Here is a 24,875-nt window from a genome sequence, read left to right as displayed (position 1 = left end):
GACTATCATCGGCCGGCAAAGGCCGCCTGCTCGTCGCGCAGGCGCTGGACCTCGCGGCGCTTCGTCAGGATCGAGGCGATGACGACACCGACGGCGACGAGGCCGATGAGCAGCGTGCAGGCCGCGTTGATCTCCGGCGTCACGCCGAGGCGTACCTGGCTGTAGATCTTCATCGGCAGCGTCGTGGCACCCGGTCCGGAGGTGAAGCTCGCGATGACGAGGTCGTCGAGCGAGAGCGTCAGCGCCAGCATCCAGCCGGACAGCACGGCCGGTGCGATGATCGGCAGCGTCACCTCGAAGAAGGTCTTCACCGGCGTCGCGCCGAGGTCCATCGCCGCCTCCTCGACCGAACGGTCGAAGGAGAGCAGGCGCGACTGCACCACCACCGTCACGAAGCACATCGAGAAGGTGATGTGCGCCAGCGTCACCGTGACGAAACCGCGGTCGAAGCCGATGGCGACGAAGAGCAGCAGCAGCGACAGGCCGGTGATGACCTCGGGCATGACGAGCGGGGCATAGACCATGCCGGAAAAGAGCAGCCGGCCGCGGAAGCGCGTGTAGCGCGTCAGCGCCAGCGCCGCCATCGTGCCGAGGACCGTCGCGATGGTCGCCGAGAGCAGCGCCACGCGGATCGTCACCCAGGCGGCATCCATCAGGCCCTGGTTGTTGAAGAGCGAGACGTACCACTTGGTCGAAAAACCAGCCCAGACGGTGACCAGCTTCGATTCGTTGAACGAGAAGATGACCAGGAGCACGATCGGCAGATAGAGGAAGGCGAAGCCGAGAACGACCGAGACGATGTTGAAACGGGACCAGCTGTTCATGGGCTTACCTCCCCTGCTCTTCGGCCTTGGCCTGCGCATTCTGGAAGAACACGATGGGTACGACCAGGATGAGGAGCAGGATGGTGGCGACGGCGGCCGAGACGGGCCAGTCGCGGTTCGCGTTGAACTCGTTCCACAGCGTCTTGCCGATCATCAGCGTCTGCGACCCGCCGAGGAGGTCCGGGATGACGAACTCGCCGACAGCAGGGATGAAGACGAGCATGCAGCCCGCCACGACGCCCGGAATGGAGAGCGGGAAGGTTATCTTCCAGAAGGCCGATATCTGCGGGCAGCCGAGATCCTGCGCCGCCTCGATCAGCGTGTTGTCCATCTTCTCCAGCGCCGAATAGAGCGGCAGCACCATGAAGGGCAGGTAGGAATAGACGATGCCGATATAGATCGCCCAGTTGGTGTTCATGATGACCAGCGGCGTATCGATGACGCCGATGCCGATGAGGAACTGGTTGAGCAGGCCCTCCGGCTTCAGGATGGCGATCCAGGCATAGACGCGGATGAGGAAGCTCGTCCAGAACGGCAGGATGACCAGCATCAGCAGCGTGGGCCTCAGCGTGCGCGGCGCCTGCGCCATGCCGTAGGCGATCGGATAGCCGATCAGGAGCGTGATGAAGGTCGAGACACCCGCGATCCAGAGGCTCGACAGGTAGGCGTTGAGATAGAGCGCATCCTCGGTGAGCCAGACGTAATTGGCGAGGCTGAACTGGCCGATCTTCGCGACGATGCCGGAAAGACCGTCCGCCAGCGCGAAGACCGGCTCATAGGGCGGCTGGGCGATCGCGGTGGTGGAAAGCGAGATGCGGAAGACGATGAAGAAGGGAACGAGGAAGAAGAACAGCAGCCAGGCATAGGGAAGGATGATGACGAGGCGGCTGAAGATGGCGGAGCCGAGCTTGGTCATCGGGTCAATCCTTCAGCACGACGCCGGCCGTTTCGCCGAAGGAGACCCAGACCTTCTCGTCATAGGAGATCGGATCCTCCACCTCGCGCTGGGCGTTCAGCATGGAGGCCTTCACCACCTTGCCGCTGCCGAGCTTGACGTAGAAGACCGTCATGTCGCCGAGATAGCCGATATCCCAGATCTCGCCCTCGGCCGCATTGACGGAAGCGTCCACGGGTGCGGCGCGCGTGACCTTCAGCTTTTCCGGGCGGATGGCGAAGCCTGCCGCGCTGCCCGCCGCGGGGGCGTGGCCGGTCGCGGTGCGGATGGTGAAGCCCTCGTTGACGGCAAGCTCGATCTTGCCGTTGCCGCTCGCCGAGACCTTGCCGTCGAGAATGTTCACATCGCCGATGAAGTCGGCGACGAAGCGGGAATTCGGCGCTTCGTAGATTTCCGCCGGCGTGGCGACCTGGATGACCTTGCCGTGGCTCATCACGGCGATGCGGTCGGCCATGGTCATCGCCTCCTCCTGGTCGTGCGTGACGACGACGAAGGTGAGGCCGAGTTCCTGCTGCAGGTCCATCAGCTCGAACTGGGTTTCCTCGCGCAGCTTCTTGTCGAGCGCGCCGAGCGGCTCGTCGAGCAGCAGCACCTTGGGGCGCTTGGCGAGCGAACGGGCAAGCGCCACGCGCTGGCGCTGGCCGCCGGAGAGCTGGTGCGGCTTGCGCTTGGCGAACTTTTCCAGCTTCACCAGCTTCAGCATCTGGGCGACGCGCTCGGCGATCTCGGTCTTCGGCATGCCGTCCTGCCGGAGGCCGAAGCCGATATTGCTCTCCACCGTCATGTGCGGGAAGAGCGCGTAGGACTGGAACATCATGTTGACCGGCCGCTTGTAGGGCGGGATGCCGGCAATGTCCTGGCCGTCGAGGATGATTTCGCCCGAGGTCGGCCGCTCGAAGCCGGCGAGCATGCGCAGGAGCGTGGACTTGCCGCAGCCGGACGCGCCGAGCAGGGCAAAGAATTCGCGGTGATAGATGTTGAGGGTGAGATCATCGACGGCAGTGAAATCGCCGAACCTTTTCGTGACATTGCGGAACGTGATGAATGGCTTTGCGTCCGGATCCGTCCACGGTGCGAAGGAACGACGGATATTGCCGAGAGATTTCATTGCCTGTCCCCATCTCTTTTCTTGGCAGCACAAATGAAATTGCCCGGAAGAGGCTTCCGGGCAATTCGTTCTGGCCGGTTACTGACCGGTCACGATCTTGGTCCAGGTCCGTGTGAACAGGCGCTGCGTCTTCGCATCCAGCGTCGTGTTGGTGAAGAGCTTGGCCAGCGTCGCCTCATCCGGGTAAATCGCCGGGTCGTTCAGGATCTCGGGATCGAGGGCTTCCTGCGAGGCCTTGTTGCCGTTCGCGTAGTGGACATAGTCCGAAGCCTTCGCGATGACGTCGGGACGCATGATGTAGTCGAGGAAGGCGTGCGCTTCCTCGACATGCGGTGCGTCGGCCGGGATCGCCATCTGGTCGAACCACATCTGCGTGCCTTCCTTCGGGATGACGTATCCGACCTCGACGCCGTTGCCGGCTTCCTCGGCACGGTCGCTGGCCTGGAAGATATCACCCGACCAGCCGACCGCAACGCAGATATCGCCGTTGGCAAGGCCGTTGATGAATTCGGAGGAGTGGAACTTGCGCACGAAAGGCCGCACCTTCAGCAGCGCCTCCTCCGCCTTGGCGAGATCGGCCGGGTCATGGCTGTCGGGATTCGCCCCGAGATAGGCCAGCACGACGGGGATCATGTCGGTCGGCGAATCGAGGAAGTTGATGCCGCAGTCCTTGAGCTTTTCGGCATATTGCGGGTCGAAGACCACCTGCCAGCTGTCGATCTCGTCGGTGCCGAGGGCTTCCTTCAGCTTGGCCTTGTTGTAGCCGATGCCGATCGTGCCCCACATGTAGTTGACCGAATATTCGTTGCCGGGATCGAACGGCTGCATGCGTTCGCTCACCATGTCCCACATGTTCTTCAGGTTCGGCAGCTTCGACTTGTCGAGCTTCTGATAGACCCCCGCCGCGATCTGGCGCTGCAGGAAGGTGTTGGTGGGCACCACCACATCGTAGCCCGTGCCGCCGGCGAGCAGCTTCGTTTCCAGGATCTCGTTCGAGTCATAGACGTCGTAGACGACCTTGATGCCGGTTTCCTTGGTGAAATCGTCGATGATCGAACTATCGATATAGTCCGACCAGTTGTAGACGTTAACGACTTTTTCCTGTGCGAGCGCGCCGCCCGCGCCAAACAGCGCAAGCGTGGCGGCAGTCGCCAAAAGAGTACGTCTTATCATTGATTTATCTCCCAGTTTTTCTCTCGGGCCTATGAGTTCGTATGAAGAACAGTCGCCGATTATGGATGTTTTTCAAGAGGCGACAAGCGGCATTCTACGCAAACATAGGGCGAATTTTGATATCACATTGTTCCCATTCCTATCAGATTTGAAGCCCTAACGGCGATGGAAATCAAGCGAAAAGTCACTGGAAGTCGAAAAGGCTGAGGCCGGCGACCATTTCGTCGAGCCCGAGGGGGCGCGTGACGGGCGGTTCGGCGCGTGCAAGACAGCCCTGGCGCTCGCAGAGCCGGCAGGCCGTTCCCACCGCCACCGCCACCGCCCCTTCCCGCCGCACCGCCTCGCCATAGACCGTCTCTTCCGCATGGGCGGCATCGCAGCCGATGAGCAGTGCCGTGCGGCGCACACGCTCGGCAAAGACGCCCTGCGGCCCCTCCAGCGTGCGCGAGATCGCCAGGAATGTGGCGCCGTCGGGCATTTCCACGCGGTCGACGAGGATCTGCCCCGGCTGCGAAAAGGCGGAGTGGACGCCGAGCTTGGGACAGCTTCCGCCGAAGCGCGCCTGCGGGAAACCCTGCGCACCGGCCCGGCGGAAGCGGTTGCCGGCATTGTCGATCTCCAGCATGAAGAAGGGCACGCCCGTCCTGCCCGGCCGCTGCAGCATGGTCAGCCGGTTCGCCGCCTGCTCGTAGGAGACGCCGAAGCGGGAACGCAGCACGTCGATATCGTAGCGCACGCGCTGGGCCGTCGAATGGAAGGCCTCGTAGGGCATCATCAGCGCATGGGCGGCATAGCGCGCCAGCTCGAAGCGGGCGATGCGCTTCGCCTCCGCCGTCGAGAAGGCGAGCCGGTCGAGCTCGGCGAAGATCTCGTCCTGGAGGGCAAGCTGCACCGTCTCCATGGCGATCTCGCGCAACTGGTCGAAGGGCGACAGGCGCTCCGACAGGAAGAGCCGCATGGAGTGGCGGTCGAAGCGGCGGCGCAGGTTCGGCATGGTGTGGACGGGCAGCAGGCGCACGACGACGCCATGCTCCTTGCGCAGCCAGGACTTCAGTGCGGCGGCAAGGTCGTCGCCCGGCGCCAGCGCCGCATGGAACCGTTCCGCCGCCTCGTCGATGGCGTCGAAATAATTCGGGCGGCCCTCCAGCTTGTCGCGCACCTCGTCCATCGGCAGCAGCGTGCCCGACAGCGTCGTCGCGTGGCCCTCGCGGGCGAGCAGGTCGGCAAGGTCGGTGAGGCGGGCGGCCTGCTCGCGATAGGCGCGATAGAGCTTCAGGATGCCGCTCGCCACATTGGGTGCGGCATCGGCGATTTCCACCAGCTCGTGGTCGCCCGGAAGCTCTCCCGCAAGCAGCGGATCGGCGAAGACCTCGCGCAGCTGGCGGGCATTGCCGGCACTCTCGCCCTGCAGCTCGTCGAGGTCCACCTTGTAGACGGAGGCGAGGCGCAGGAGGAGCTGCACCGTCAGCGGCCGCTGGTTGCGCTCGATGAGGTTGAGATAGGACGGCGAGATCGACAGGCCCTCGGCCATCGCCGTCTGGGTGAGGCCGAGCGCGTTGCGGATGCGCCGGACCTTCGGGCCGGCAAAAATCTTGTTCTCCGCCATATGTCAAATCCTTTACAATGACGCCGCGATCAGAAGATTTACAATTTTTACTTTTTTACAGAGCTGAATTGTCAAAGACAAGACATCATTACCCGATTATCTCGCTGATTTTCCGGTTTTCTCTCGCCCGATTGTGCGATGCGATGTAAATACTGTCACATGAAATCGGGCAGTAAATGAAGCCAAGCCCGATCCCGAGACATCGCACCGGAGGATATTATGACTGATTTTTACAACCTCGTCCCGAGCGCGCCGCAAGGCCGGTTCGACGGCATCGAGCGCCCCTATACGGCCGAGACGGTCGAGAAGCTGCGCGGCTCGGTCCAGATCCGCCACACGCTGGCTGAAAACGGTGCGAACCGGCTGTGGAAGCTCATCCACGAGGAGGACTTCGTCAACGCGCTCGGCGCGCTCTCGGGCAATCAGGCCATGCAGATGGTCCGCGCCGGCCTGAAGGCGATCTATCTCTCCGGCTGGCAGGTCGCCGCCGACGCCAATACGGCCTCGGCCATGTATCCCGACCAGTCGCTCTATCCGGCAAACGCCGCGCCGGAACTGGCCAAGCGCATCAACCGCACGCTGCAGCGTGCCGACCAGATCGAGACCGCGGAAGGCAAGGGCCTTTCGGTCGACACCTGGTTCGCCCCGATCGTCGCCGACGCGGAAGCCGGCTTCGGCGGCCCGCTCAACGCCTTCGAGATCATGAAGGCCTTCATCGAGGCCGGTGCGGCCGGCGTTCACTTCGAGGACCAGCTCGCATCTGAAAAGAAGTGCGGCCATCTCGGCGGCAAGGTCCTGATCCCGACCGCGGCCCATATCCGCAACCTCAACGCCGCGCGCCTTGCCGCCGACGTCATGGGCGTGCCGACGCTGATCATCGCCCGCACCGACGCCGAGGCCGCAAAGCTGCTGACCTCCGACATCGACGAGCGCGACCAGCCCTTCGTCGATCAGGACAAGGGTCGTACGGTCGAAGGCTTCTACCAGGTCAAGAACGGCATCGAACCCTGCATTGCCCGCGCCATCTCCTATGCCCCGCATTGCGACCTGATCTGGATGGAAACCGGCAAGCCGGACCTCGAACAGGCGCGAAAATTCGCCGAGGCCGTGCACAAGGCGCATCCGGGCAAGCTGCTCGCCTACAATTGCTCGCCGTCGTTCAACTGGAAGAAGAACCTGGACGACGCGACGATCGCCAAGTTCCAGCGCGAACTGGGTGCGATGGGCTACAAGTTCCAGTTCATCACGCTCGCCGGCTTCCACCAGCTGAACTACGGCATGTTCGAACTCGCCCGCGGCTACAAGGAGCGCCAGATGGCCGCCTATTCCGAGCTGCAGGAAGCGGAATTCGCCGCCGAGGTCAACGGCTACACCGCCACCAAGCACCAGCGCGAAGTCGGCACCGGCTACTTCGACGCCGTGTCCATGGCCATCACCGGCGGCCAGTCCTCGACGACCGCCATGCATGAATCGACCGAGCACGAACAGTTCCGCCCGGCCGCCGAGTAACCCGACCCGTCAACCGTTCAAGAACCCCCGATAGAGCCGCATTCCTGCGACGGCAGGCGCACCGCCCTGCCTGCAAAATGCTCAAATAAGAGGAGAAATGCCATGACAGTCCAGACCCGAGTCAAGGAACGCGCGGAAGAACAGGCTTCCGCCATGACCCCCGACCAGCAGGCCATGATCCGCATGGTCGCCAACGACCTGCACCGCCTCAACCAGTCCGTCATGAAGGCGGTCGAGGCCGGGGTCTCCGTGGAGCTCGTCCGCTCCGCCCGCCACCACGGCGGCGAGGGCAACTGGGGCGACCTGCTGATCCCCGTGATCGTCACGCAGGGTCGCGGCTGACAGGCAAATCCCGTCGAGGCAAAGATCCCCGGCGCGCCCTGCGCGCCGGGGATTTCATATGCGGCTTGGCCGCTTGCCGGCGAAAAGATCGGCATGGCTCTTGAGCAGCCGGAACAGGCGGTCGCAGACGATGCGGATGTCGCGCCGGTGCCGGTCCTCGCTGTTTGCGACGATCCATTGAGGATGCCGCAGGGCGCGGATCTCCTCTCCCGCCCGCTCCAGCTCCGGATCGAGATCGCCGACGAAGCAGGGAAGCACGGCAAGGCCCGCCCCGGCGCGCACGAGGTCGAGCAGCGAGCGCGGCCGGCTGACGAGAACGGCGATCGTGCCCTCCGCCCGTTCGTGCGGCCAGCGCAGATAGGCGGAGACCGCATCCTCCTGTGACACGGCCAGCCACCGGCCGGCGAGTGCCTCCCCGGAATTTTTCCGCCGATAGGCCGCATAGGCGACCTCGCCTGCGAGCCGGCTGATCAGGGTCGGTTCCGATGGCTGGATGGCGCGGATGCCGACATCCACCTCGCGGTGCGCGAGTGTCGCGCGGCGCTCGGAGACGGAGAGGTCGAGGCGGAAGGGATCGCGCTCGGTGCAGATGGCCGAAAAGTTCTCGCAGATCAGCCAGGTTACCCAGGTGCCGGCCATCAGCCGCACGACGCTCGCGCCCTGTCCCTCCTGCCGCCAGCTCTCGACGCCGCGCACGACCGCTTCCATGGCGAGAAGCTGGCCGAACAACGCCTGTCCGTCGCCCGTGAGCCTGTAGCCGGTCTGGCTGCGCAAAAAGAGCGGCCGGCCAATCGCCCCCTCCAGTTGCAGCACGCGCCGGCCCACCGTCGCGGGGCTGAGGCCGGATACCTGCGCGGCTCCAGTGAGCCCGCCCTGCCGGGCGACATCAAGAAAGATGCGATAGGCTTCCCAGGACATGTCTTTCATGAATGAAAAACATAGTGCGGAATTTGCCGTTCGTGAATGAAAATCTGAACGGTAATCTGCCTCTAGAAACACGGCGCGGACAGCGCCCTTCCCCAATCGAAAGCCCGACGCGCCTTCGGCGCCGCGGCTTGCCGTTGCCCTTTGAAAGGAGGCAGAGATGTCGGACCTGTTCGGACTTGTCGTGCTCCTGGAGCTTTCCCGGAAGAGCGCGCGCCGAAAACACGAATTCGAGCACCTGCTCGATACCACGCCGGTCCGCACCCGGCTCCATCGCCTTGCAAGAGCCCTGGGTCTGCGGAAATGAAAAGGCCCGGCAAAGCCGGGCCTTTCGCTTGGTGGGCCGGCCTCACGCCGCGCGGTAGATCGCCTGCTCGTCCGCTTCCAGGCGGAACTGCTCGACGAGCATCATCAGCGTGTCGGCCTCGTTCGCCAGCTTGCGGCTCGCCGCCGTGGTGACGTCGACCATCGAGGCGTTCTGCTGGGTCATCTGGTCCATCTGGTTGACGGAGCCATTGACCTCCTGGAGCGCCGCCGCCTGGTCGCGGCTCGCCGTCGCCATCATGTCCACATGCTGGCTGACGGTGACGATCTGCTGGCTGATCGCGGCGAGCACCGCGCCCGTCTCCTGCACGAGGTGGGAACCGGCGCTGACCTCGCTCGTCGATTTCTCGATGAGGCCCTTGATCTCGCGGGCGGCGCTGGCCGAGCGCTGGGCAAGCTCGCGCACTTCCTGCGCGACGACCGCAAAGCCCTTGCCGGCCTCGCCCGCGCGGGCGGCCTCGATGCCGGCATTGAGGGCAAGCAGGTTGGTCTGGAAGGCGATGTCGTCGATCACCTCGATGATCTGCTCGATCTGGCGCGAGGCGGCCTCGATGCGGCCCATGGCGGCAATCGCATTGCTGACGACGGCGGCGGAGCTGTCGGCGCTGCGCTTGGTCGTGCCGACGACGATGTTCGCCTCATGCGCCCGCTCGGCGGAGGAGCGCACGGTCGCGGTGATCTGCTCGACGGCGGCGGCCGTTTCCTCCAGCGAGGACGCCTGGGATTCGGTGCGCTTGGCCAGCGCATCGCCCGATTGCAGCATCTCCGCGCCGCTGCGCTGGATCGACAGCGCATTGTTGCGGATCTGGCCGAGCGTGTCCTGGAGGCGCGTCAGCGAGACGTTGAAGTCCTGGCGAAGCTGTTCCAGGCGGCCGGAGAACGGCGTGTCGATCTGGCGCGACAGGTCGCCCTGCGCCAGGCGTTCGAGACCGGCGGCCAGCGCGCTGACGGCAAAGTCGATCTCGCGGTCGAAGGCCTGCTTTTCGGCGTCGTTGCGGGCGCGTTCGGCTTCCGCCGCGTTGCGCTGCTGCTCGCTTTCGGCCTCCACGCGGATCTTCGACAGGGCGTTCTCCTTGAAGACGCCGAGCGCGCGCGCCATGTCGCCGATCTCGTCGGCGCGGCCTTCGCCGGTGATGCCGGTGTCGAGGAAACCGTCCGCCAAGCGGCGCATGGCGCCGGTGATCTGGCTGATCGGCCCCTTCAGCGTCAGCACCAGCGCGATGCCGGCGAGGACGGCGATCGCAGCGCCCGCGACGGTCGCGAGGATCGAGACCTGGTTGGCCTTTTCACGCTCGGTGCCGGCGCTGGTCTTCTGCTCTTCGGCGAACTGGCTGAGAAGGTTCCAGATCGTGTCGATGGACTGGCCGGCGGCCTCGAAATCGGCGGTCCGCTCGGTGCTGATCTTCACCAGCGCGGCGCTGTCCGCATCGATGCGATCGAGCACCGGGCGCAGTGCATCGTCGACCGCGTCGAAGAAGGGAAGGTCGCTCGCGCTGCCGCTCAGCGCCTTCATGTCGATGCGCAGGATGGACAGGTTGCCGAGCAGCTTGACGCGGTTCTGCTCCGACGTCTGGCCGAGGAACCGGACGGCGGCGACCTCGATGTCGTCGATCGAGGACACCAGCTTGCGCGTGGCCGACAATACCGCCTCGGACTTGATGATCGGTTCGTCGAGTTCGCTGAAGATGCGGGTCGCCTCGCGCATCTTTTCCGATGCGGCGCCCTGGAGCTGGATGGTGACCTGGCGGAAGCGGTTCACCCGGCGCGCGATTTCCGGCACCGTGACGCTCGCCGGATCCGACGAGGAGAGCAGGCCGCCCAGCTCGTCGATCGTATTGCGGATGGTGATCGAGACGACCTTCTGGTTCTTCGGCAGGATCATCGCGATCGAGCGCTCGGTCTTGGAAATGAAGGGATAGCGCTCCTTGATGACCTTCAGCTGATCGTCGGGCGTTGCCCCGCGGCTGAATTCGGAGAGGAGGTCGCCGAAGAACTTGCTGGCATTGGTCAGGCGCTCGGCCTCACGCAGCATGCTCTTTGCGGCATTCTCGTTCTGCCGCACCGTGCGCTGCAGCTTCGTCGCCTCGTCGAGGATCTTCACCTGCTCGCTGGAGAGGTAGTTGAGGTTCTTGGCCATGGTCTCATGCAGGCCGTTCTCGCTGACATAAAGCGACCAGAGCCCGTCCATGCGGGCCTCGATATCCTTGGTCTGCGCCTGCGCGTCCACCAGCTTGGACTTGTCGGCGTCGGGCGCAAGGCCATCGATCGTCGCCTGGAGAACCGCATCCTGCGCCTTCAGGCGCTCATGCACGGCATCGCGGCTCTCTTCGCTGGTGTTCTGCAGGAACCGGTTCATGCCGGCATAGACGTCCTTGAAGCCGCTCAGCGACTGGAGGACGCTGTTGGAAATCTCCATGCGGCCCTGCAGCAGGCCGGAGGCATAGAGCCCGGTGAAGCCCACGGCGCAGATGCTGAGCACGAAGGGCAGGATGAAGACCAGAACCTTCGTCTGGATCTTGAAGCGGGCGAGAATCTTGTCAATGAACATTGGCGGAACATCCGTTGTCGGCGTGCTCCACCCCTGCCTCCTTTCGAGGCCTCCCCAGGATTCGGACGCCGGATTACCGACTTCATGCGGCCGCAATGCCGCGTATCCGGGGGAGCAGTCATTGCCAGCCGCGTCGACATCCGTCATGGGGACGCGGCATCCGGAACCCTATGCGGCGGATGATCGACGGCAATCTTTAAAATTCCATCACCATTTAAACCGATTTATGACAATCGGTGGTCAGAGCGCGGCAATGGCGAGGGCAAGCACGAGACCGGCGGCAAGCGAGCAGTGAATGCCGATGAGAACGAGGCGGCGACGGCTTTCCAAAGCGGCGGCGACGGCAATGGCACGGGCGGGGCGGCGTCTTGCAGGCATTGGGCGATACTCCGTTACGCGAAAACAGACACCCGGATGATCCGGCCAGCCGGCCCACATCATGTTGTCTCCGCCACCACGGTGGAAGGCCGGAAACGCCGACATTGCAAGAGCATCCGCCCCGAGGTCTTAAAAGACGGTAAAGACCGCCTCGCGAAGTCAGGCGTGCCCGCCCGCGGCATGGCCCGATGCCCAGGCCCATTGGAAATTGTAGCCGCCGAGCCAGCCCGTGACGTCCACCGCCTCGCCGATGAAATAAAGCCCCGGCACCGCCTTGGCGGCCATGCTGCGGGAATCGAGCGCGGCGGTGTCGACGCCGCCGAGCGTAACCTCCGCGGTCCGGTAGCCTTCGGAGCCCGGCGGGCGCAGGCGCCAATCCCTGAGGCGCTGGAGAAGCGCCTCGATGCGGCGGCCCGATTGTTCGGCAAGCGGCCCGTCGATGCCGAGCTCGGTGACGAGGAGCTGGGCGAGTTTCTTCGGCATGTGCTCGGCAAGCACGGTCTGCACCGCCTGCCGGCCGTTTTCCCGCCGCGCCGCCGCAATGGCCGCGGCGAAGTCCACGTCGGGGCAGAGGGTGAGCGCGATCTCCTCTCCTTCCCGCCAATAGGACGAGATCTGCAGGATGGCCGGGCCGCTGAGACCCCGGTGGGTGAAGAGCGCCGCCTCGCGGAATTCCGTCTTGCCATGGCGGGCGACGACATCGACCGCCACGCCCGGCAGGCCCTCGTGGGCGGCGAGGGTCGCAGGATCGAGCGTCAGGGGCACGAGGCCGGCGCGGGTTTCGGTGACGGTAAGCCCGAATTGTTCGGCGATGCGATAGGCGAACCCGGTTGCCCCCATCTTGGGGATCGACTTGCCGCCCGTGGCGATGACCAGCGAGGAAGCCTCGACCGTGCCGTGCTCCGTCACAACGCGGAACGCCCGGCCGTCGTGCTCGACGGCACCGATCGGCGTGGACAGCCTGAGCTCCGCACCCGCCGCCTTCATCTCGGCGAGCAGCATGGCGATGATGTCCTTCGCCGAGTTGTCGCAGAAGAGCTGGCCCAGCGTCTTCTCGTGCCAGGGGATGCGGTGGCGCTCGACGAGATCAAGGAAATCGCGCGGCGTATAGCGGGCGAGCGCCGACTTGCAGAAATGCGGATTGGCCGAGAGGAAGTTCTTTGGCCCGGCATGGATGTTGGTGAAGTTGCAGCGCCCGCCGCCGGAGATGCGGATCTTCTCGCCGGGTGCGTGCGCATGGTCGACGACGAGCACGCGGCGCCCGCGCCTGCCCGCCTCGATGGCGCACATCATGCCTGCCGCGCCTGCCCCGATGATGACGACGTCCCGCCGTTCTGCCACGTATGCGATCCTTGTTTGCCTCTCCTTTCCGCCATCGCGGCCGAAAGTCAATCGGGGCGGGAAAAACAGATTTTCTTGAAAAATTCGCGTTTTCTACCCCCCGGGGGGAGCTAGCCAAGGAATAAACTCCGTCTATGATGGCTTTATCGTCAATCAAACCCGGTGTCTCATGCCGTCCAAAAAGAAAGTCGTTACCCCCACAATCGAAAAAGCCGCACGCTCTACCAAAATCCCTCCCGCCATCAGCGTGCCGCGCGGGGTAAAGACCTGGAAGGACGCCGCAGACTGGCTTCGCGCCCGCGGCATCGAAGACATCGAATGCATCACGCCGGACCTCGCAGGGGTTCCGCGCGGGAAAATGATGCCGTCGTCGAAGTTCACCTCCAACACGTCGCTCGCCTTGCCCTCCGCCCTCTATCGCCACACGATTTCCGGCGACTATCCGGAGGAGACCGGCAATTTCCGCTATGAGCCGCGCGACAGCGACCTGAAGCTGCTGCCCGACCTTTCGACGCTGTCCGTCGTGCCGTGGGAGACGGACCCGACCGCGCAGGTCATCTGCGACATTGTCGGCTCGACCGGCGAGAATGTGCCCTACACGCCGCGCAACGTCCTGAAGAACATCGTGCAGATGTATCGCGACCGCGGCTGGAAGCCCGTCGTGGCGCCCGAGATCGAGTTCTATCTCGTCGCCGTCAACGACGACCCCGACTATCCGCTGCATCCGCCGAAGGGCCGGTCCGGCCGCTCCATCCAGGGCGGCCAGGGCTATTCCATCGCGGGGATCAACGAGTTCGACGAGCTGATCGACGACATCTACCACTTCTCCGAAAAGCAGGGGCTCGAGATCGACACCCTGATCCACGAGGAGGGGCCGGCGCAGCTTGAGATCAACCTGCGCCATGGCGATCCGATCGAGCTTGCCGACCAGGTGTTCCTGTTCAAGCGCACGATCCGCGAGGCGGCGCTGAAGCACGGCATCTATGCCACCTTCATGGCCAAGCCCATGCAGGGCCAGGCGGGGTCGGCGATGCACATCCACCAGTCGGTGGTGGAGATCGAGACGGGGAGAAACGTCTTCTCCAACCCTGACGGTTCGGCGTCGAAGGAGTTCTTCCACTTCATCGGCGGCATGCAGGCCTATGTGCCGAAGACGCTCGTCATGATGGCGCCTTATGTGAACTCCTACCGGCGCCTGACGCCGGACATGTCGGCGCCGGTCAACAATGCCTGGGGCTACGACAACCGCACGACGGCCTTCCGCGTGCCGGTGTCGGACGCGGCCGCACGGCGCATCGAGAACCGTCTGCCGGGATCGGACGCCAATCCGTATCTGGCGCTGGCGGCCTCGCTCGGCTGCGGCCTGCTCGGCATCATGAACGAGCTGGAGCCGACGGCGCCGACGGAGGACACCGCCAACGAAGGATCGATCGACCTGCCACGCGGGCTTCTCGAAGCCGTGTCGCTGCTCGAATCCGACCCGGCGCTGGCCGAGGTGCTGAGCGCGGAGTTCATCGGCCTCTATGCCGGTGTGAAGCGTGGCGAGTTCGAGACCTTCATGCAGGTGATCAGCCCCTGGGAACGCGAATTCCTGCTGCTCAACGTCTGAGCGGCCCGGCGGTCCGGGCCGCCCGACAAGATCCGAGTCTCAGAGCGGCCGGCGTCCCGGCGCGCCGCCCCACCCTCTCGAACATGAGTGTGTGCAATGCCCTGGCAAAGCCCGATTTCTCCCGGCATCTCCTGGTATGAGGCCAGCGTCGGCGAACGTCCCGAATATGCCCCGCTCGACGGCTCGGTCGACACCGATGTCGCCATCGTCGGCGGCGGTTTCACCGGCCTGCAGGCCGCCTACAATCTTGCGAAGAAGGGCGTCAGCGTCACGCTCATCGAGGCACACCGCTTCGGAGACGGCGCGTCGGGCCGCAACGGCGGCCAGCTCGGCACCGGCCAGCGCGCCGAGGCGGAGAGCCTGGAAGCCGAGCTCGGCTTCGAACGCGCCAAGGCGCTGTTCGACCTTGCGGAGAACGCCAAGCGGCACATCCACGATTTCGCCGAAAGCCAGGCCCTCGACATCGACTATGTTCCGGGCCAGCTCAATGTCAGCCACAAGGCAAGCTACGAGAAGGAATTCCGCGACCATATCGAGATCGCCGCGACCCGCTTCGGCTACACGCACCTGAGCTACATGGACCGGGCGGAGACCGAGGAACGCGTCGGCTCAAAGCGCTTCTTCTTCGGCATGCGCGATACCGGCACCGGCCATATCCACCCGCTGAAACTTCTCGTCGGCATCGCCCGCGCGGCCAGGGCCGCCGGCGCCGGCCTGCACGAGAAGACCCCTGCCCTGAAGATCGAACGGACGGGCGGCAAGGCTGTCATCACCACCGCGAAGGGCACGATCCGCGCCGACAGGGCACTGATCTGCTGCAACGCCCATATCGGCAACCTGGAGCCGAAGACGGCCGCGCATGTCATGCCGATCCGCTCCTTCATCGGCGCGACCGTGCCGCTCGACAAGTTCCCGTCGATCATTCCCGGCGGCGAGGCGATCGCCGACACGCGCTTCGTCGTACGCTACTTCCGCAAGACCCGCGACGGCCGCCTGCTTTTCGGCGGCCGGGAGGCCTATTCGGAAAATCTCGACGACATGACGCCGCCCATCCGCCGGCAGATCGAGGAGGTCTATCCGGAGCTGAGGGGCATTGAGCTGACCCATGCCTGGGGCGGCTCCGTCGGCATCACCATGCCGCGCAAGCCCTATGTGCGCGAGGTCATGCCCGGCATCACTTCGATCGGCGGCTATTCCGGCCACGGCGTCATGCTGTCAAACTATTGCGGCAAGCTCTATGCCGAGGAAGTGACCGGCGGCAGCGCGGAACTCGACCACCTGAAGGCTCTGAAAATCCCGGCCTTCCCCGGTGGTGCCCGGTTCCGCTCGCCGCTTCTGTTCCTCGCCATGACGTGGTACGCGCTACGCGACAAGCTCTGATCGAGTCGGAAGCACCGATTTTGTTGCGTTGCACTCTGGTGTTTTTAAATCGATTAGATTATAACACCAAGCAACAGAACGAGATCGAGATATCCGATGAGCAGCCAGATCATTCCCGTTGAGCCCTTCGACTATGTCGTCTTCGGCGGAACCGGCGATCTTGCGGAACGCAAGCTCCTTCCGGCCCTCTACCACCGGCAGCTCGCCGGCCAGCTTTCCGACCCGACGCGCATCATCGGCGCGTCGCGCACCGCCTATACGGATGCGGAATACCGCAAGTTCGCCGTCGATGCGCTGAGGGAGCACCTGAAGCCCGGCGAATTCGACGACGAGCAGGTGAAGACCTTCTGCGACCGGCTGTTCTATGTCGCCGTCGACGCCAAGTCCGACCAGGGCTGGGACAAGCTGAAGGAGCTTCTCGACGAGGGCAAGGAGCGCGTGCGCGCCTTCTATCTGGCCGTCGCGCCCGCCATCTTCGGCGACATCTCGGAAAAGATCCGCGACCACAAGCTCATCACCAAGCAGACCCGCATCGTCGTCGAAAAGCCGATCGGCCGCGACCTTGCCTCCGCCAACGAGCTGAACAACACGATCGGCAAGGTCTTCCGCGAAGAGCAGATCTTCCGCATCGACCACTATCTCGGCAAGGAGACGGTGCAGAACCTGATGGCGCTGCGCTTTGCCAACGCGCTCTACGAGCCGCTGTGGAACTCCGCCCATATCGACCATGTGCAGATCACCGTCGCCGAAGCCGTGGGGCTTGAAAGCCGCGCGGGCTACTACGACAAGGCGGGCGCGCTGCGCGACATGGTGCAGAACCACATTCTCCAGTTGCTCTGCCTCGTCGCCATGGAAGTGCCCTCCTCCATGGACGCGGAAGCCGTGCGCGACGAGAAGCTGAAGGTGCTGCGCGCCCTCAAGCCGATCGACCAGTACAATGTCGAGCGCCTCACCGTGCGCGGCCAGTACCGCGCCGGCGCCTCGGCCGGCGGCCCGGTCAAGGGCTATCTCGAGGAGCTGGAAGGCGGTGTCTCCAACACGGAGACCTTCGTCGGCATCAAGGCCGAGATCGGCAACTGGCGCTGGGCGGGCGTGCCCTTCTACATCCGCACGGGCAAGCGGCTTGCTGCGCGCATGTCGGAGATCGTCATCACCTTCAAGTCGATCCCGCACTCCATCTTCGATCCCACGGCCGGCCGCATCGAGGCCAACCAGCTCATCATCCGCCTCCAGCCGGATGAAGGCGTCAAGCAGTCGCTGATGATCAAGGATCCCGGCCCGGGCGGCATGCGCCTGCGCAATGTCTCGCTCGACATGAGCTTCGCCGAAGCCTTCGACGCCCGCAACGCCGATGCCTATGAGCGGCTGCTGCTCGATGTCGTGCGGAACAACCAGACGCTCTTCATGCGCCGCGACGAGGTGGAAGCCGCCTGGCACTGGGTCGATCCGATCCTGAAGGCCTGGGAAGCCACCGGCCAGCAAGTGCAGGGTTATACTGCCGGCACCTGGGGGCCGAGCCAATCCATCGCCCTCATCGAGCGCGACGGCCGTACCTGGCATGAGGCATAAGGAAGTCCGATGAGCGCGCATTTGCATGAATTCGAGAATGGCGCGGCATTGGCCGAGGGACTGGCGGACCGGATCTCCGGCGCACTGGTGGACGCCGTCACCACGCGGGGCCGCGCCAGCATCGCGGTCTCCGGCGGCTCGACGCCAAAGGCCTTCTTCAAGGCATTGTCGAGCCGCGACATCGACTGGAGCAAGGTGACGATCACCCTCGTCGACGAGCGGTTCGTGCCCGCGGACAATCCGCGCTCAAACCACCTGCTCGTCGCCGACAACCTGCTCCAGGGCAAGGCGAAGGCAGCGCACTTCCTGCCGCTCTATCGCGACGCCGGCAGCGCGGAAGAGGCGGCGAGGATCGTTTCGGCGGATGCCGAAGCGCTCGGCCATCCCTTCGACGTCGTCATCCTCGGCATGGGAACGGACGGCCACACCGCCTCGTTCTTCCCCGGCGGCAGCCGGCTGGCCGAGGCGATTTCGCCCGAAACGCCGCGCGGCGTGATCACCATGGAGGCGGAAGGCGCCGGCGAGACCCGCCTCACCTTCACCTTCGCCAGCCTCCAGGATGCCCGCCTCCTGGTGCTGCATATCGAGGGCCAGGGCAAGAAGGACGTGCTGGCCGCGGCGGAAGGCGAAGGACCGGAAACCGACATGCCGATCCGCGCCATCCTGCGCCGCGCCGCGGCGCCGGTCGATATCTACTGGGCGCCCTGAGCGCCTGCCGGCCACGGCCGGCTCCGCCCGGCGTACGACGCCGATGAACAGCGGACAGCGCAGCTTTCCCGCGCGCCGGCCCGTGCCAAAATGCAATCGAGAGAGGTCAGGATAGCTCCCATGTCCGCCGACAAACGCATCGAAGCCATTACAGCCCGCATCGTCGAACGCTCGAAGCCGCATCGCCTGCCCTATCTCGAGCGCGTGCGCGCCGCCATCTCCAAGGGCGTGCATCGTTCGGTGCTCTCCTGCGGCAACCTCGCGCACGGCTTCGCCGTCTGTTCCCCCGCCGAGAAGGACGCGCTCGCCGGCGACCGCGTCCCGAACCTCGGCATCATCACCTCCTACAACGACATGCTCTCGGCCCACCAGCCCTTCGAGACCTATCCGGCGCTGATCCGCGAGGCCGCGCGGGAGGCGGGCGGCGTGGCGCAGGTCGCCGGCGGCGTGCCCGCCATGTGCGACGGCGTCACCCAGGGCCAGCCGGGCATGGAGCTGTCGCTCTTCTCGCGCGACCTCATCGCCATGGCGGCCGGCATCGGCCTGTCGCACAACATGTTCGATTCGGTCGTCTATCTCGGTGTCTGCGACAAGATCGTGCCGGGCCTGACCATCGCGGCCCTCACCTTCGGCCACCTGCCCGCCGTCTTCATTCCCGCAGGTCCCATGACCTCGGGCCTGCCGAACGACGAGAAGGCCCGCGTGCGCCAGCTCTTTGCGGAAGGCAAGGCCGGCCGGGCGGAACTGCTGGAGGCCGAATCCAAGTCCTATCACGGCCCCGGCACCTGCACCTTCTACGGCACCGCCAATTCCAACCAGATGCTGATGGAGATCATGGGCTTCCACATGCCCGGCGCCTCCTTCATCAATCCCGGCACGCCGCTGCGCGACGCTCTCACCAAGGAGGCGGCGAAGCGCGCGCTCGCCATCACCGCGCAGGGCAACGAGTTCACCCCGGCCGGCGAGATGATCGACGAACGCTCCATCGTCAACGGCGTCGTCGGCCTGCACGCCACGGGCGGCTCGACCAACCACACGCTGCACCTCATCGCCATGGCGCGCGCCGCCGGCATCCTCTTGACCTGGAAGGACATTTCCGACCTGTCCGACGTCGTGCCGCTGCTCGCCCGCGTCTATCCGAACGGCCTTGCCGACGTGAACCATTTCCACGCCGCCGGCGGCATGGGCTTCCTCATCCAGGAACTCCTGAAGACCGGCATGCTGCACGATGACGTGCGCACCGTCTACGGCCAGGGCCTGCAGGCCTATACGATCGATCCGAAGCTCGGCGCCGATGGCGCAGTGGTGCGGGACAAGGCCCCGAAGGTCAGCCACGACCCGAAGGTGCTCGCCAGCATCGAGGCGCCCTTCCAGCCGACCGGCGGCCTGAAGATGCTGACCGGCAATATCGGCAGTGCCGTCATCAAGATCTCGGCGGTCAAGCCCGAGCGCCATGTCATCGAGGCGCCGGCAAAGGTGTTCCACGACCAGCTCGAACTCAACGCCGCCTTCAAGGCCGGCGAACTGACGGGCGATTTCATCGCCGTCGTGCGCTTCCAGGGCCCGAAGGCGAACGGCATGCCGGAGCTGCACAAGCTGACCACCGTGCTCGGCATCCTGCAGGACCGCGGCCAGCGCGTGGCGCTTCTCACGGACGGGCGCATGTCCGGCGCGTCGGGCAAGGTGCCGGCCGCCATCCATGTCACGCCCGAGGCGGTCGACAACGGCCCGATCGGCCGCATCCGCAACGGCGACATCATCCGCCTCGATGCCACCCACGGCACGATCGAGGTGCTGGTGAACGCCGCCGAGTTCGCCGCGCGCCCGCAGGCGACGGCCGATCTTTCCGGCAACGAATTCGGCATGGGCCGGGAACTGTTCGCGCCCTTCCGGGCCATCGCGGGGCCGGCCGATCATGGGGCGAGCGTGTTGTTTGCGTGAGGGTGCCCTGCGTCCTTCATATCCTGAAGCTCGCAAACCCCTCCTCCGTCATGGTCGGGCTTGACCCGACCATCCATGCTCCGCGTACCGTTGGATCCTCGGGTCAAGCCCGAGGATGACGAAAGTGGGCGCTGGGCGGTCGTCGACAAGGGGGCCGCTGCGCGCGCCTCTTCACGCCTCAGCTATAGATATCCAGCGTCCGGCCCTGATGGTTGCGGTGCGTCGAATAGACGAAGATGCGCTGCAGGTCCTTGTCGGAGAGCAGGCGCAGGAAGCGGGCTTCGACGATGTCATTGGTATAGACGCGCTGCGTCAGGCAGCCGATCATCGGCAGGCGGGCGCTGACAATGTCGAGGTAGAAATTGCGCGGTAGCTGGAATTTCGTCGTCATCGTGATGATGGCGCCACTGCGCGACAATTTAGTGATGAGGCAACGGCGGGAGACGAGATTGACGAGGCCGCCATTCTCGGTGAACTCGATGCGCGCCTCGTTGCAGGTGTCCTCCATCGGGAAGCTCTTCTCCCGATCGTACATGAAGGACTCTTCCTTGTTCAGGTAATTGTTACGCGGTACGGATCCCTGAATACCCATCGGCCTGTTGCCCCCCGGCACTGTCTGCTTTCGGCAAAAGCCTAGGGGAACAACGCTTAACATCGGGTTGAGCGGCAGGGCTAAATCCTGCCGCCTCCCCTCCCGCTCAGGACGCGCGGTAGCTCTTGCCGTCGGCATCGAAGAGATGCAGCTTCGCCTTGTCCGCGGTAAACCGCACCCGGTCGCCGCGCTTGACGTCGAGGATGCCGGGGATCTTGGCGATGATCGGCTCGCCCTGCACGAGGCCCTCGATATAGAGCAGCGTCACCTCGCCGAGCGCCTCGACGATCGACACCGTGCCCTCGAACAGGAAATCCTCGCCCGTCGTGATCTGGAGGTCCTCCGGCCGCACGCCGAAGCTCGCCGTCTTGCCGACCTCGGAGGCCGCCGTCGGGATATCGACACTGGAAATGCGCCCGCCCGTCAGCTCCAGCGCCGTAGAGGCACCCGCCGAGGTGATCTTCGCGGGGATGATGTTCATGGCCGGCGAGCCGATGAAGCGGGCGACGAAGAGGTTCGCCGGGCGCTCATAGAGCTCCAGCGGCGGGCCGACCTGCTCGATATGGCCGGCCGAGAGCACGACGATGCGGTCGGCGAGCGTCATCGCCTCGACCTGGTCGTGCGTCACGTAGATCATCGTCGTGTCGGCCATCTGCTCGTTGAGCTTGGCGATCTCGATGCGGGTGGCGACGCGCAGCGCCGCGTCGAGGTTGGACAGCGGCTCGTCGAACAGGAAGACCTTCGGGTTGCGGCAGATGGCGCGGCCGATGGCGACGCGCTGGCGCTGGCCGCCGGAGAGCGCCTTGGGCAGGCGGTCGAGATATTTGGTGAGCTGGAGGATATCGGCGGCCGAGCGCACGCGCCGGTCGATCTCCTCCTTGCTTTCGCCGGCGATGCGCATGCCGAAGGCCATGTTGTCGAAGACGGTCATGTGGGGATAGAGCGCATAGGACTGGAACACCATGGCGATGCCGCGCTTGGAGGGCGGCACGTCGTTGACGCGCTCGCCGTCGATCGTCATGTCGCCGCCGGTGATCTCCTCCAGCCCGGCGATCATGCGCAGCAGGGTCGACTTGCCGCAGCCGGACGGGCCGACGAAGACGATGAACTCGCCCTGCTTGATATCGAGATCGATGCCGTGGATCACGTCCACTGCGCCGTAGGACTTGCGGATATCCTTGAGTACCAGCCCTGTCATGTCTCTCTCCCCTCTAATTCTTCAGACGAAACGGGCGAAGAACCCGCTCCATGCCGGAAGTTCGATACTTTCCGCGTGCATCATGCTTTCAAATCCGTGGCCCTCCAGCGCCTCCAGGGTGCCGGCCGGCAGGTCCGCAAGACGCGCGATCGGGCTCATGTTGAAGGCGCAGAAGACCTTTTCGTTGCCGTGCGTGCGCACGAAGGAAAGGATCGCGCCCTCGGCCGACTGAAACGCGATCTCACCCTTCACCAACGCCGCGTGCTGCTTGCGGAAGGCAAGGAAGCGCCGGTAGTGCGCAAGCACCGAGGCCGCGTCGCCCTCCTGCACATCGACGGCGCGCTCCAGATGCACGGCCGGAACCGGAAGCCAGGGTCTTCCCTCACTGAAGCCGCCCGTCGGCTGGCCGCTGTCCCAGACCATCGGCGTGCGGCAGCCGTCGCGGCCCTTGAAATCCGGCCAGAACTGGATGCCGTAGGGGTCCTGCAGGTCCTCATAGGCAAGCTCGGCCTCCGGCAGCGCCAGTTCCTCGCCCTGGTAGATGCAGACCGAGCCGCGCAACGACATGAGGAGGCTCGCCAGCAGCTTGGCATGGGCCTCGTGATCGGTGACGGCACCGCCCCAGCGGCTGATATGGCGCATGACGTCATGGTTGGAGAAGGCCCAGCAGACCCAGCCCTCGGGCGCGGCTTTCTCCAGCGCAAGCTGGGTCTCCGCGACGAAGGCCGGCGTCAGCGGATCGGGCGCCAGGAACTCGAAGGCGTAGCACATGTGCATCTTGTCGCCGCCGGACGTGTATTCGCCGGCGATTTCAAGGCCGCGCTGGCTGTCGCCCACCTCGCCGACGGCGGCAATCGCGGGGAACTCCTCCATCAGCGCGCGGAAGCGCTTCAGGAATTCCAGGTTCTCCGGCTGGTTCTTGTCGTAGAGATGTTCCTGGTAGTTGTAGGGGTTCACGGCCGGCGCGGTCTGCGCATTGCGGCGTTCGGGGGCGAGCGACGGGTTGTCGCGAAGCTCCTTGTCGTGGAAGTAGAAGTTGATCGTGTCGAGGCGGAAGCCATCGACGCCGCGCTCCAGCCAGAAGCGGGCGACCGAAAGCAGCGCGTCCTGCACTTCCGGATTGTGCAGGTTGAGGTCCGGCTGCGAGGTCAGGAAGTTGTGCATGTAATATTGCAGGCGGGTCGGATCCCATTGCCAGGCCGAGCCGCCGAAGATCGACAGCCAGTTGTTGGGCGGCGTGCCATCCGGCTTGGAATCGGCCCAGACATACCAGTCGGCCCGCGGATTGGTGCGCCGGGAGCGGCTTTCGATGAACCAGGGGTGCTTGTCGGAGGTATGCGACAGCACGAGATCGATCATCACGCGGATGTTGAGGCGATGGGCCTCGGCGATCAGCGCGTCGAAATCGGCGAGCACGCCGAAGATCGGGTCGACGTCCTGGTAGTCCGAGACGTCGTAGCCGAAATCCTTCATCGGCGAGGTGAAGAAGGGCGAGATCCAGATCGCATCCACGCCGAGGGAGGCGACATGGGCAAGGCGCTCGGTGATGCCGCGCAAATCGCCGATCCCGTCGCCGTTGGTGTCCTGGTAGGAGCGCGGATAGATCTGGTAGATCACCGCCCCGCGCCACCAGTCCTTGTCCGGTACGAGGAGGGTGGAATCCGACATCGTCATGCTGTTTGTCCTGTTTTCGAAAGCCGTCACCCGCCCTTGACCGAGCCCGCCAGCAGGCCGCGCACGAGATAGCGCTGCAGGCTGAAGAAGACGATCAGGGGTACGACGATGGTGATGAAGGCGGAGGCCGTGAGGATTTCCCAGTTGCCGCCGCGCGAGCCCAGGAGGTTCACAAGGCGCCCGGTCAGCACCAGCTCCTCATTGCCCGCGCCGAGGAAGACCATGGCGACGAGCAGGTCGTTCCAGGTCCACAGGAACTGGAAGATGGCGAAGGAGGCGAGCGCCGGGAAGGACAGCGGCAGGATGATCTTGACGAAGATATCGAAATCGGACGCGCCGTCGACGCGGGCCGATTCCATGATCTCGCGCGGCAGGCCGGCCATGTAGTTGCGCAGGAGATAGACCGCCAGCGGCAGGCCGAAGCCCATATGGGCGAGCCAGATGCCGACATAGGTCTTTGCCGGCACGCCGAAGAAGGCGCCGACGCCATTGTAGAGCCGGAGCAGCGGGATCAGCGACATCTGCAAGGGCACGACGAGCAGGCCGACGATGACGGCGATCAGGATCGCCCGCCCCGGGAAGGGCATCCAGGCAAGCGCATAGGCGCAGAAGGCGGCGACGAGGATCGGGATGATGGTGGCGGGGATCGCCACCGTCAGCGAATTGATGAAGGAGGCGCCGATGCCCTCGGCATTCAGCACTTCTCGATAATTGTCGAGCGTGAAGCGCGGCGGCACGGAGGCGGTGTAGAAGATGCGCTGGCCGCGGGTGCCTTCCATCTTCGTCGGCGAGACGATCTCGTAGCTGCCGTCCTCCCTGACGGTCAGCGTCTGGCCGTCGCCGATATCGGCCTCGGCGCCCGCTTCGAAGGCGGTCGGCTGCAAGGGGCGGAAGCCGAAGGCCGAGACCTTTGTATCGCCCTCTTCGATCAGCCTGCCCGCGATGACGAACTTGCCGTCGCGCTCGACCTGTGTCTCCGGCGAAGCGGCGCGGCCGGTGAGGTTCTGCGAGGAGGTGGAGAGCGCCGTCCACCAGCCGGAAACGGCGAGCTGGTCCTTGTCGCGCAGCGAGGAGATGAGGAGACCGGCGGTCGGCAGCGTCCAGAGCGCGACGAGCAGGAGGACGGAAAGGTGGACGACGAAGACAAGCGGCGAACGGGACGAGGCGATCAT

Annotated in this window: 21 protein-coding genes; 8 read left to right on the top strand and 13 right to left on the bottom strand. The window is 64.9% G+C overall.

Going from position 1 to position 24,875, the window contains the following annotated elements; translation table 11 throughout:
* Window positions 1-5: 5 nt before the first annotated feature.
* The 5 genes from shn_RS01885 to shn_RS01865 form a co-directional block, all read right to left on the bottom strand.
* Window positions 6-824, bottom strand: a complete 819-nt coding sequence (locus tag shn_RS01885; protein ID WP_064328927.1) for an ABC transporter permease subunit — start codon at window positions 822-824, stop codon at window positions 6-8.
* Window positions 825-828: 4 nt separating this feature from the next.
* Window positions 829-1,740: an ABC transporter permease subunit gene (locus shn_RS01880; RefSeq protein WP_064328926.1), complete on the bottom strand. Its 912-nt coding sequence runs from the start codon at window positions 1,738-1,740 to the stop codon at window positions 829-831.
* A 4-nt stretch (window positions 1,741-1,744) separates the two neighbouring features.
* Window positions 1,745-2,887, bottom strand: coding sequence for an ABC transporter ATP-binding protein (locus shn_RS01875; protein ID WP_064328925.1), 1,143 nt, complete (start codon window positions 2,885-2,887; stop codon window positions 1,745-1,747).
* Between the two features lie 78 nt (window positions 2,888-2,965).
* Entirely contained in the window at window positions 2,966-4,075 is a 1,110-nt protein-coding gene (locus shn_RS01870; RefSeq protein ID WP_206362205.1) for a polyamine ABC transporter substrate-binding protein, read from the bottom strand.
* 169 nt (window positions 4,076-4,244) lie between these two features.
* Window positions 4,245-5,666 (bottom strand): short-chain fatty acyl-CoA regulator family protein, encoded by a 1,422-nt coding sequence (locus shn_RS01865; protein WP_064328923.1) that lies wholly within the window; start codon window positions 5,664-5,666, stop codon window positions 4,245-4,247.
* Between the two features lie 219 nt (window positions 5,667-5,885).
* On the opposite strand from shn_RS01865, the gene aceA reads away from it, so the two are divergent.
* Window positions 5,886-7,175 (top strand): isocitrate lyase, encoded by a 1,290-nt coding sequence (aceA, locus tag shn_RS01860; protein WP_064328922.1) that lies wholly within the window; start codon window positions 5,886-5,888, stop codon window positions 7,173-7,175.
* A gap of 102 nt (window positions 7,176-7,277) precedes the next feature.
* The gene (locus shn_RS01855) at window positions 7,278-7,517 is read left to right on the top strand and encodes a hypothetical protein (RefSeq protein WP_023516665.1); all 240 of its coding nucleotides are present in this window, start codon (window positions 7,278-7,280) and stop codon (window positions 7,515-7,517) included.
* Between the two features lie 54 nt (window positions 7,518-7,571).
* On the opposite strand, the gene shn_RS01850 is transcribed toward shn_RS01855, so the two are convergent.
* Complete coding sequence (locus shn_RS01850; RefSeq protein ID WP_064328921.1) at window positions 7,572-8,444, bottom strand: LysR family transcriptional regulator; 873 nt, start codon at window positions 8,442-8,444, stop codon at window positions 7,572-7,574.
* Between the two features lie 157 nt (window positions 8,445-8,601).
* Between shn_RS01850 and shn_RS36275 the strand changes: the two genes are divergently transcribed.
* Complete coding sequence (locus shn_RS36275; RefSeq protein WP_168168886.1) at window positions 8,602-8,748, top strand: hypothetical protein; 147 nt, start codon at window positions 8,602-8,604, stop codon at window positions 8,746-8,748.
* Window positions 8,749-8,790: 42 nt separating this feature from the next.
* Here the strand turns inward: shn_RS36275 and shn_RS01845 are convergent, their stop codons facing one another.
* The 3 genes from shn_RS01845 to shn_RS01840 all read right to left on the bottom strand — a co-directional run bounded on the left by shn_RS01845 (window position 8,791) and on the right by shn_RS01840 (window position 13,032).
* Complete coding sequence (locus tag shn_RS01845; RefSeq protein WP_064328920.1) at window positions 8,791-11,313, bottom strand: methyl-accepting chemotaxis protein; 2,523 nt, start codon at window positions 11,311-11,313, stop codon at window positions 8,791-8,793.
* Window positions 11,314-11,553: 240 nt separating this feature from the next.
* Window positions 11,554-11,691, bottom strand: coding sequence for a hypothetical protein (locus shn_RS36270; RefSeq protein ID WP_162853151.1), 138 nt, complete (start codon window positions 11,689-11,691; stop codon window positions 11,554-11,556).
* A gap of 159 nt (window positions 11,692-11,850) precedes the next feature.
* The gene (locus tag shn_RS01840) at window positions 11,851-13,032 is read right to left on the bottom strand and encodes an NAD(P)/FAD-dependent oxidoreductase (protein WP_064328919.1); all 1,182 of its coding nucleotides are present in this window, start codon (window positions 13,030-13,032) and stop codon (window positions 11,851-11,853) included.
* A gap of 169 nt (window positions 13,033-13,201) precedes the next feature.
* Between shn_RS01840 and shn_RS01835 the strand changes: the two genes are divergently transcribed.
* The 5 genes from shn_RS01835 (at window position 13,202) to edd (ending at window position 20,239) form a co-directional block, all read left to right on the top strand.
* Window positions 13,202-14,641 carry a glutamine synthetase family protein gene (locus shn_RS01835; protein ID WP_084437706.1) on the top strand — a complete coding sequence of 480 codons (1,440 nt, stop codon included), beginning with the start codon at window positions 13,202-13,204 and terminating at the stop codon, window positions 14,639-14,641.
* 96 nt (window positions 14,642-14,737) lie between these two features.
* Window positions 14,738-16,021 (top strand): FAD-binding oxidoreductase, encoded by a 1,284-nt coding sequence (locus shn_RS01830; protein ID WP_064328918.1) that lies wholly within the window; start codon window positions 14,738-14,740, stop codon window positions 16,019-16,021.
* Between the two features lie 96 nt (window positions 16,022-16,117).
* Complete coding sequence (zwf, locus tag shn_RS01825) at window positions 16,118-17,590, top strand: glucose-6-phosphate dehydrogenase (RefSeq protein WP_064328917.1); 1,473 nt, start codon at window positions 16,118-16,120, stop codon at window positions 17,588-17,590.
* Between the two features lie 9 nt (window positions 17,591-17,599).
* The gene (gene pgl, locus shn_RS01820) at window positions 17,600-18,298 is read left to right on the top strand and encodes a 6-phosphogluconolactonase (protein ID WP_064328916.1); all 699 of its coding nucleotides are present in this window, start codon (window positions 17,600-17,602) and stop codon (window positions 18,296-18,298) included.
* Between the two features lie 120 nt (window positions 18,299-18,418).
* Entirely contained in the window at window positions 18,419-20,239 is a 1,821-nt protein-coding gene (gene edd / locus shn_RS01815) for a phosphogluconate dehydratase (protein ID WP_064328915.1), read from the top strand.
* Window positions 20,240-20,417: 178 nt separating this feature from the next.
* On the opposite strand, the gene shn_RS01810 is transcribed toward edd, so the two are convergent.
* The 4 genes from shn_RS01810 to shn_RS01795 all read right to left on the bottom strand — a co-directional run bounded on the left by shn_RS01810 (window position 20,418) and on the right by shn_RS01795 (window position 24,875).
* Complete coding sequence (locus shn_RS01810) at window positions 20,418-20,831, bottom strand: hypothetical protein (protein ID WP_084437704.1); 414 nt, start codon at window positions 20,829-20,831, stop codon at window positions 20,418-20,420.
* 106 nt (window positions 20,832-20,937) lie between these two features.
* Window positions 20,938-22,029 (bottom strand): ABC transporter ATP-binding protein, encoded by a 1,092-nt coding sequence (locus shn_RS01805; protein ID WP_064328913.1) that lies wholly within the window; start codon window positions 22,027-22,029, stop codon window positions 20,938-20,940.
* Window positions 22,030-22,050: 21 nt separating this feature from the next.
* Window positions 22,051-23,703: an alpha-glucosidase gene (locus shn_RS01800; RefSeq protein WP_064328912.1), complete on the bottom strand. Its 1,653-nt coding sequence runs from the start codon at window positions 23,701-23,703 to the stop codon at window positions 22,051-22,053.
* Window positions 23,704-23,729: 26 nt separating this feature from the next.
* A complete protein-coding gene (locus shn_RS01795) occupies window positions 23,730-24,875 on the bottom strand; it encodes a carbohydrate ABC transporter permease (RefSeq protein WP_064328911.1) in 1,146 nt (381 codons plus the stop codon).

Origin of the sequence: Shinella sp. HZN7 (genome assembly GCF_001652565.1) — a bacterium.
GTDB lineage: Bacteria > Pseudomonadota > Alphaproteobacteria > Rhizobiales > Rhizobiaceae > Shinella > Shinella granuli.
Note: the sequence above shows the minus strand (reverse complement) of the source record. Positions and strands in the feature narration are given on the sequence as shown.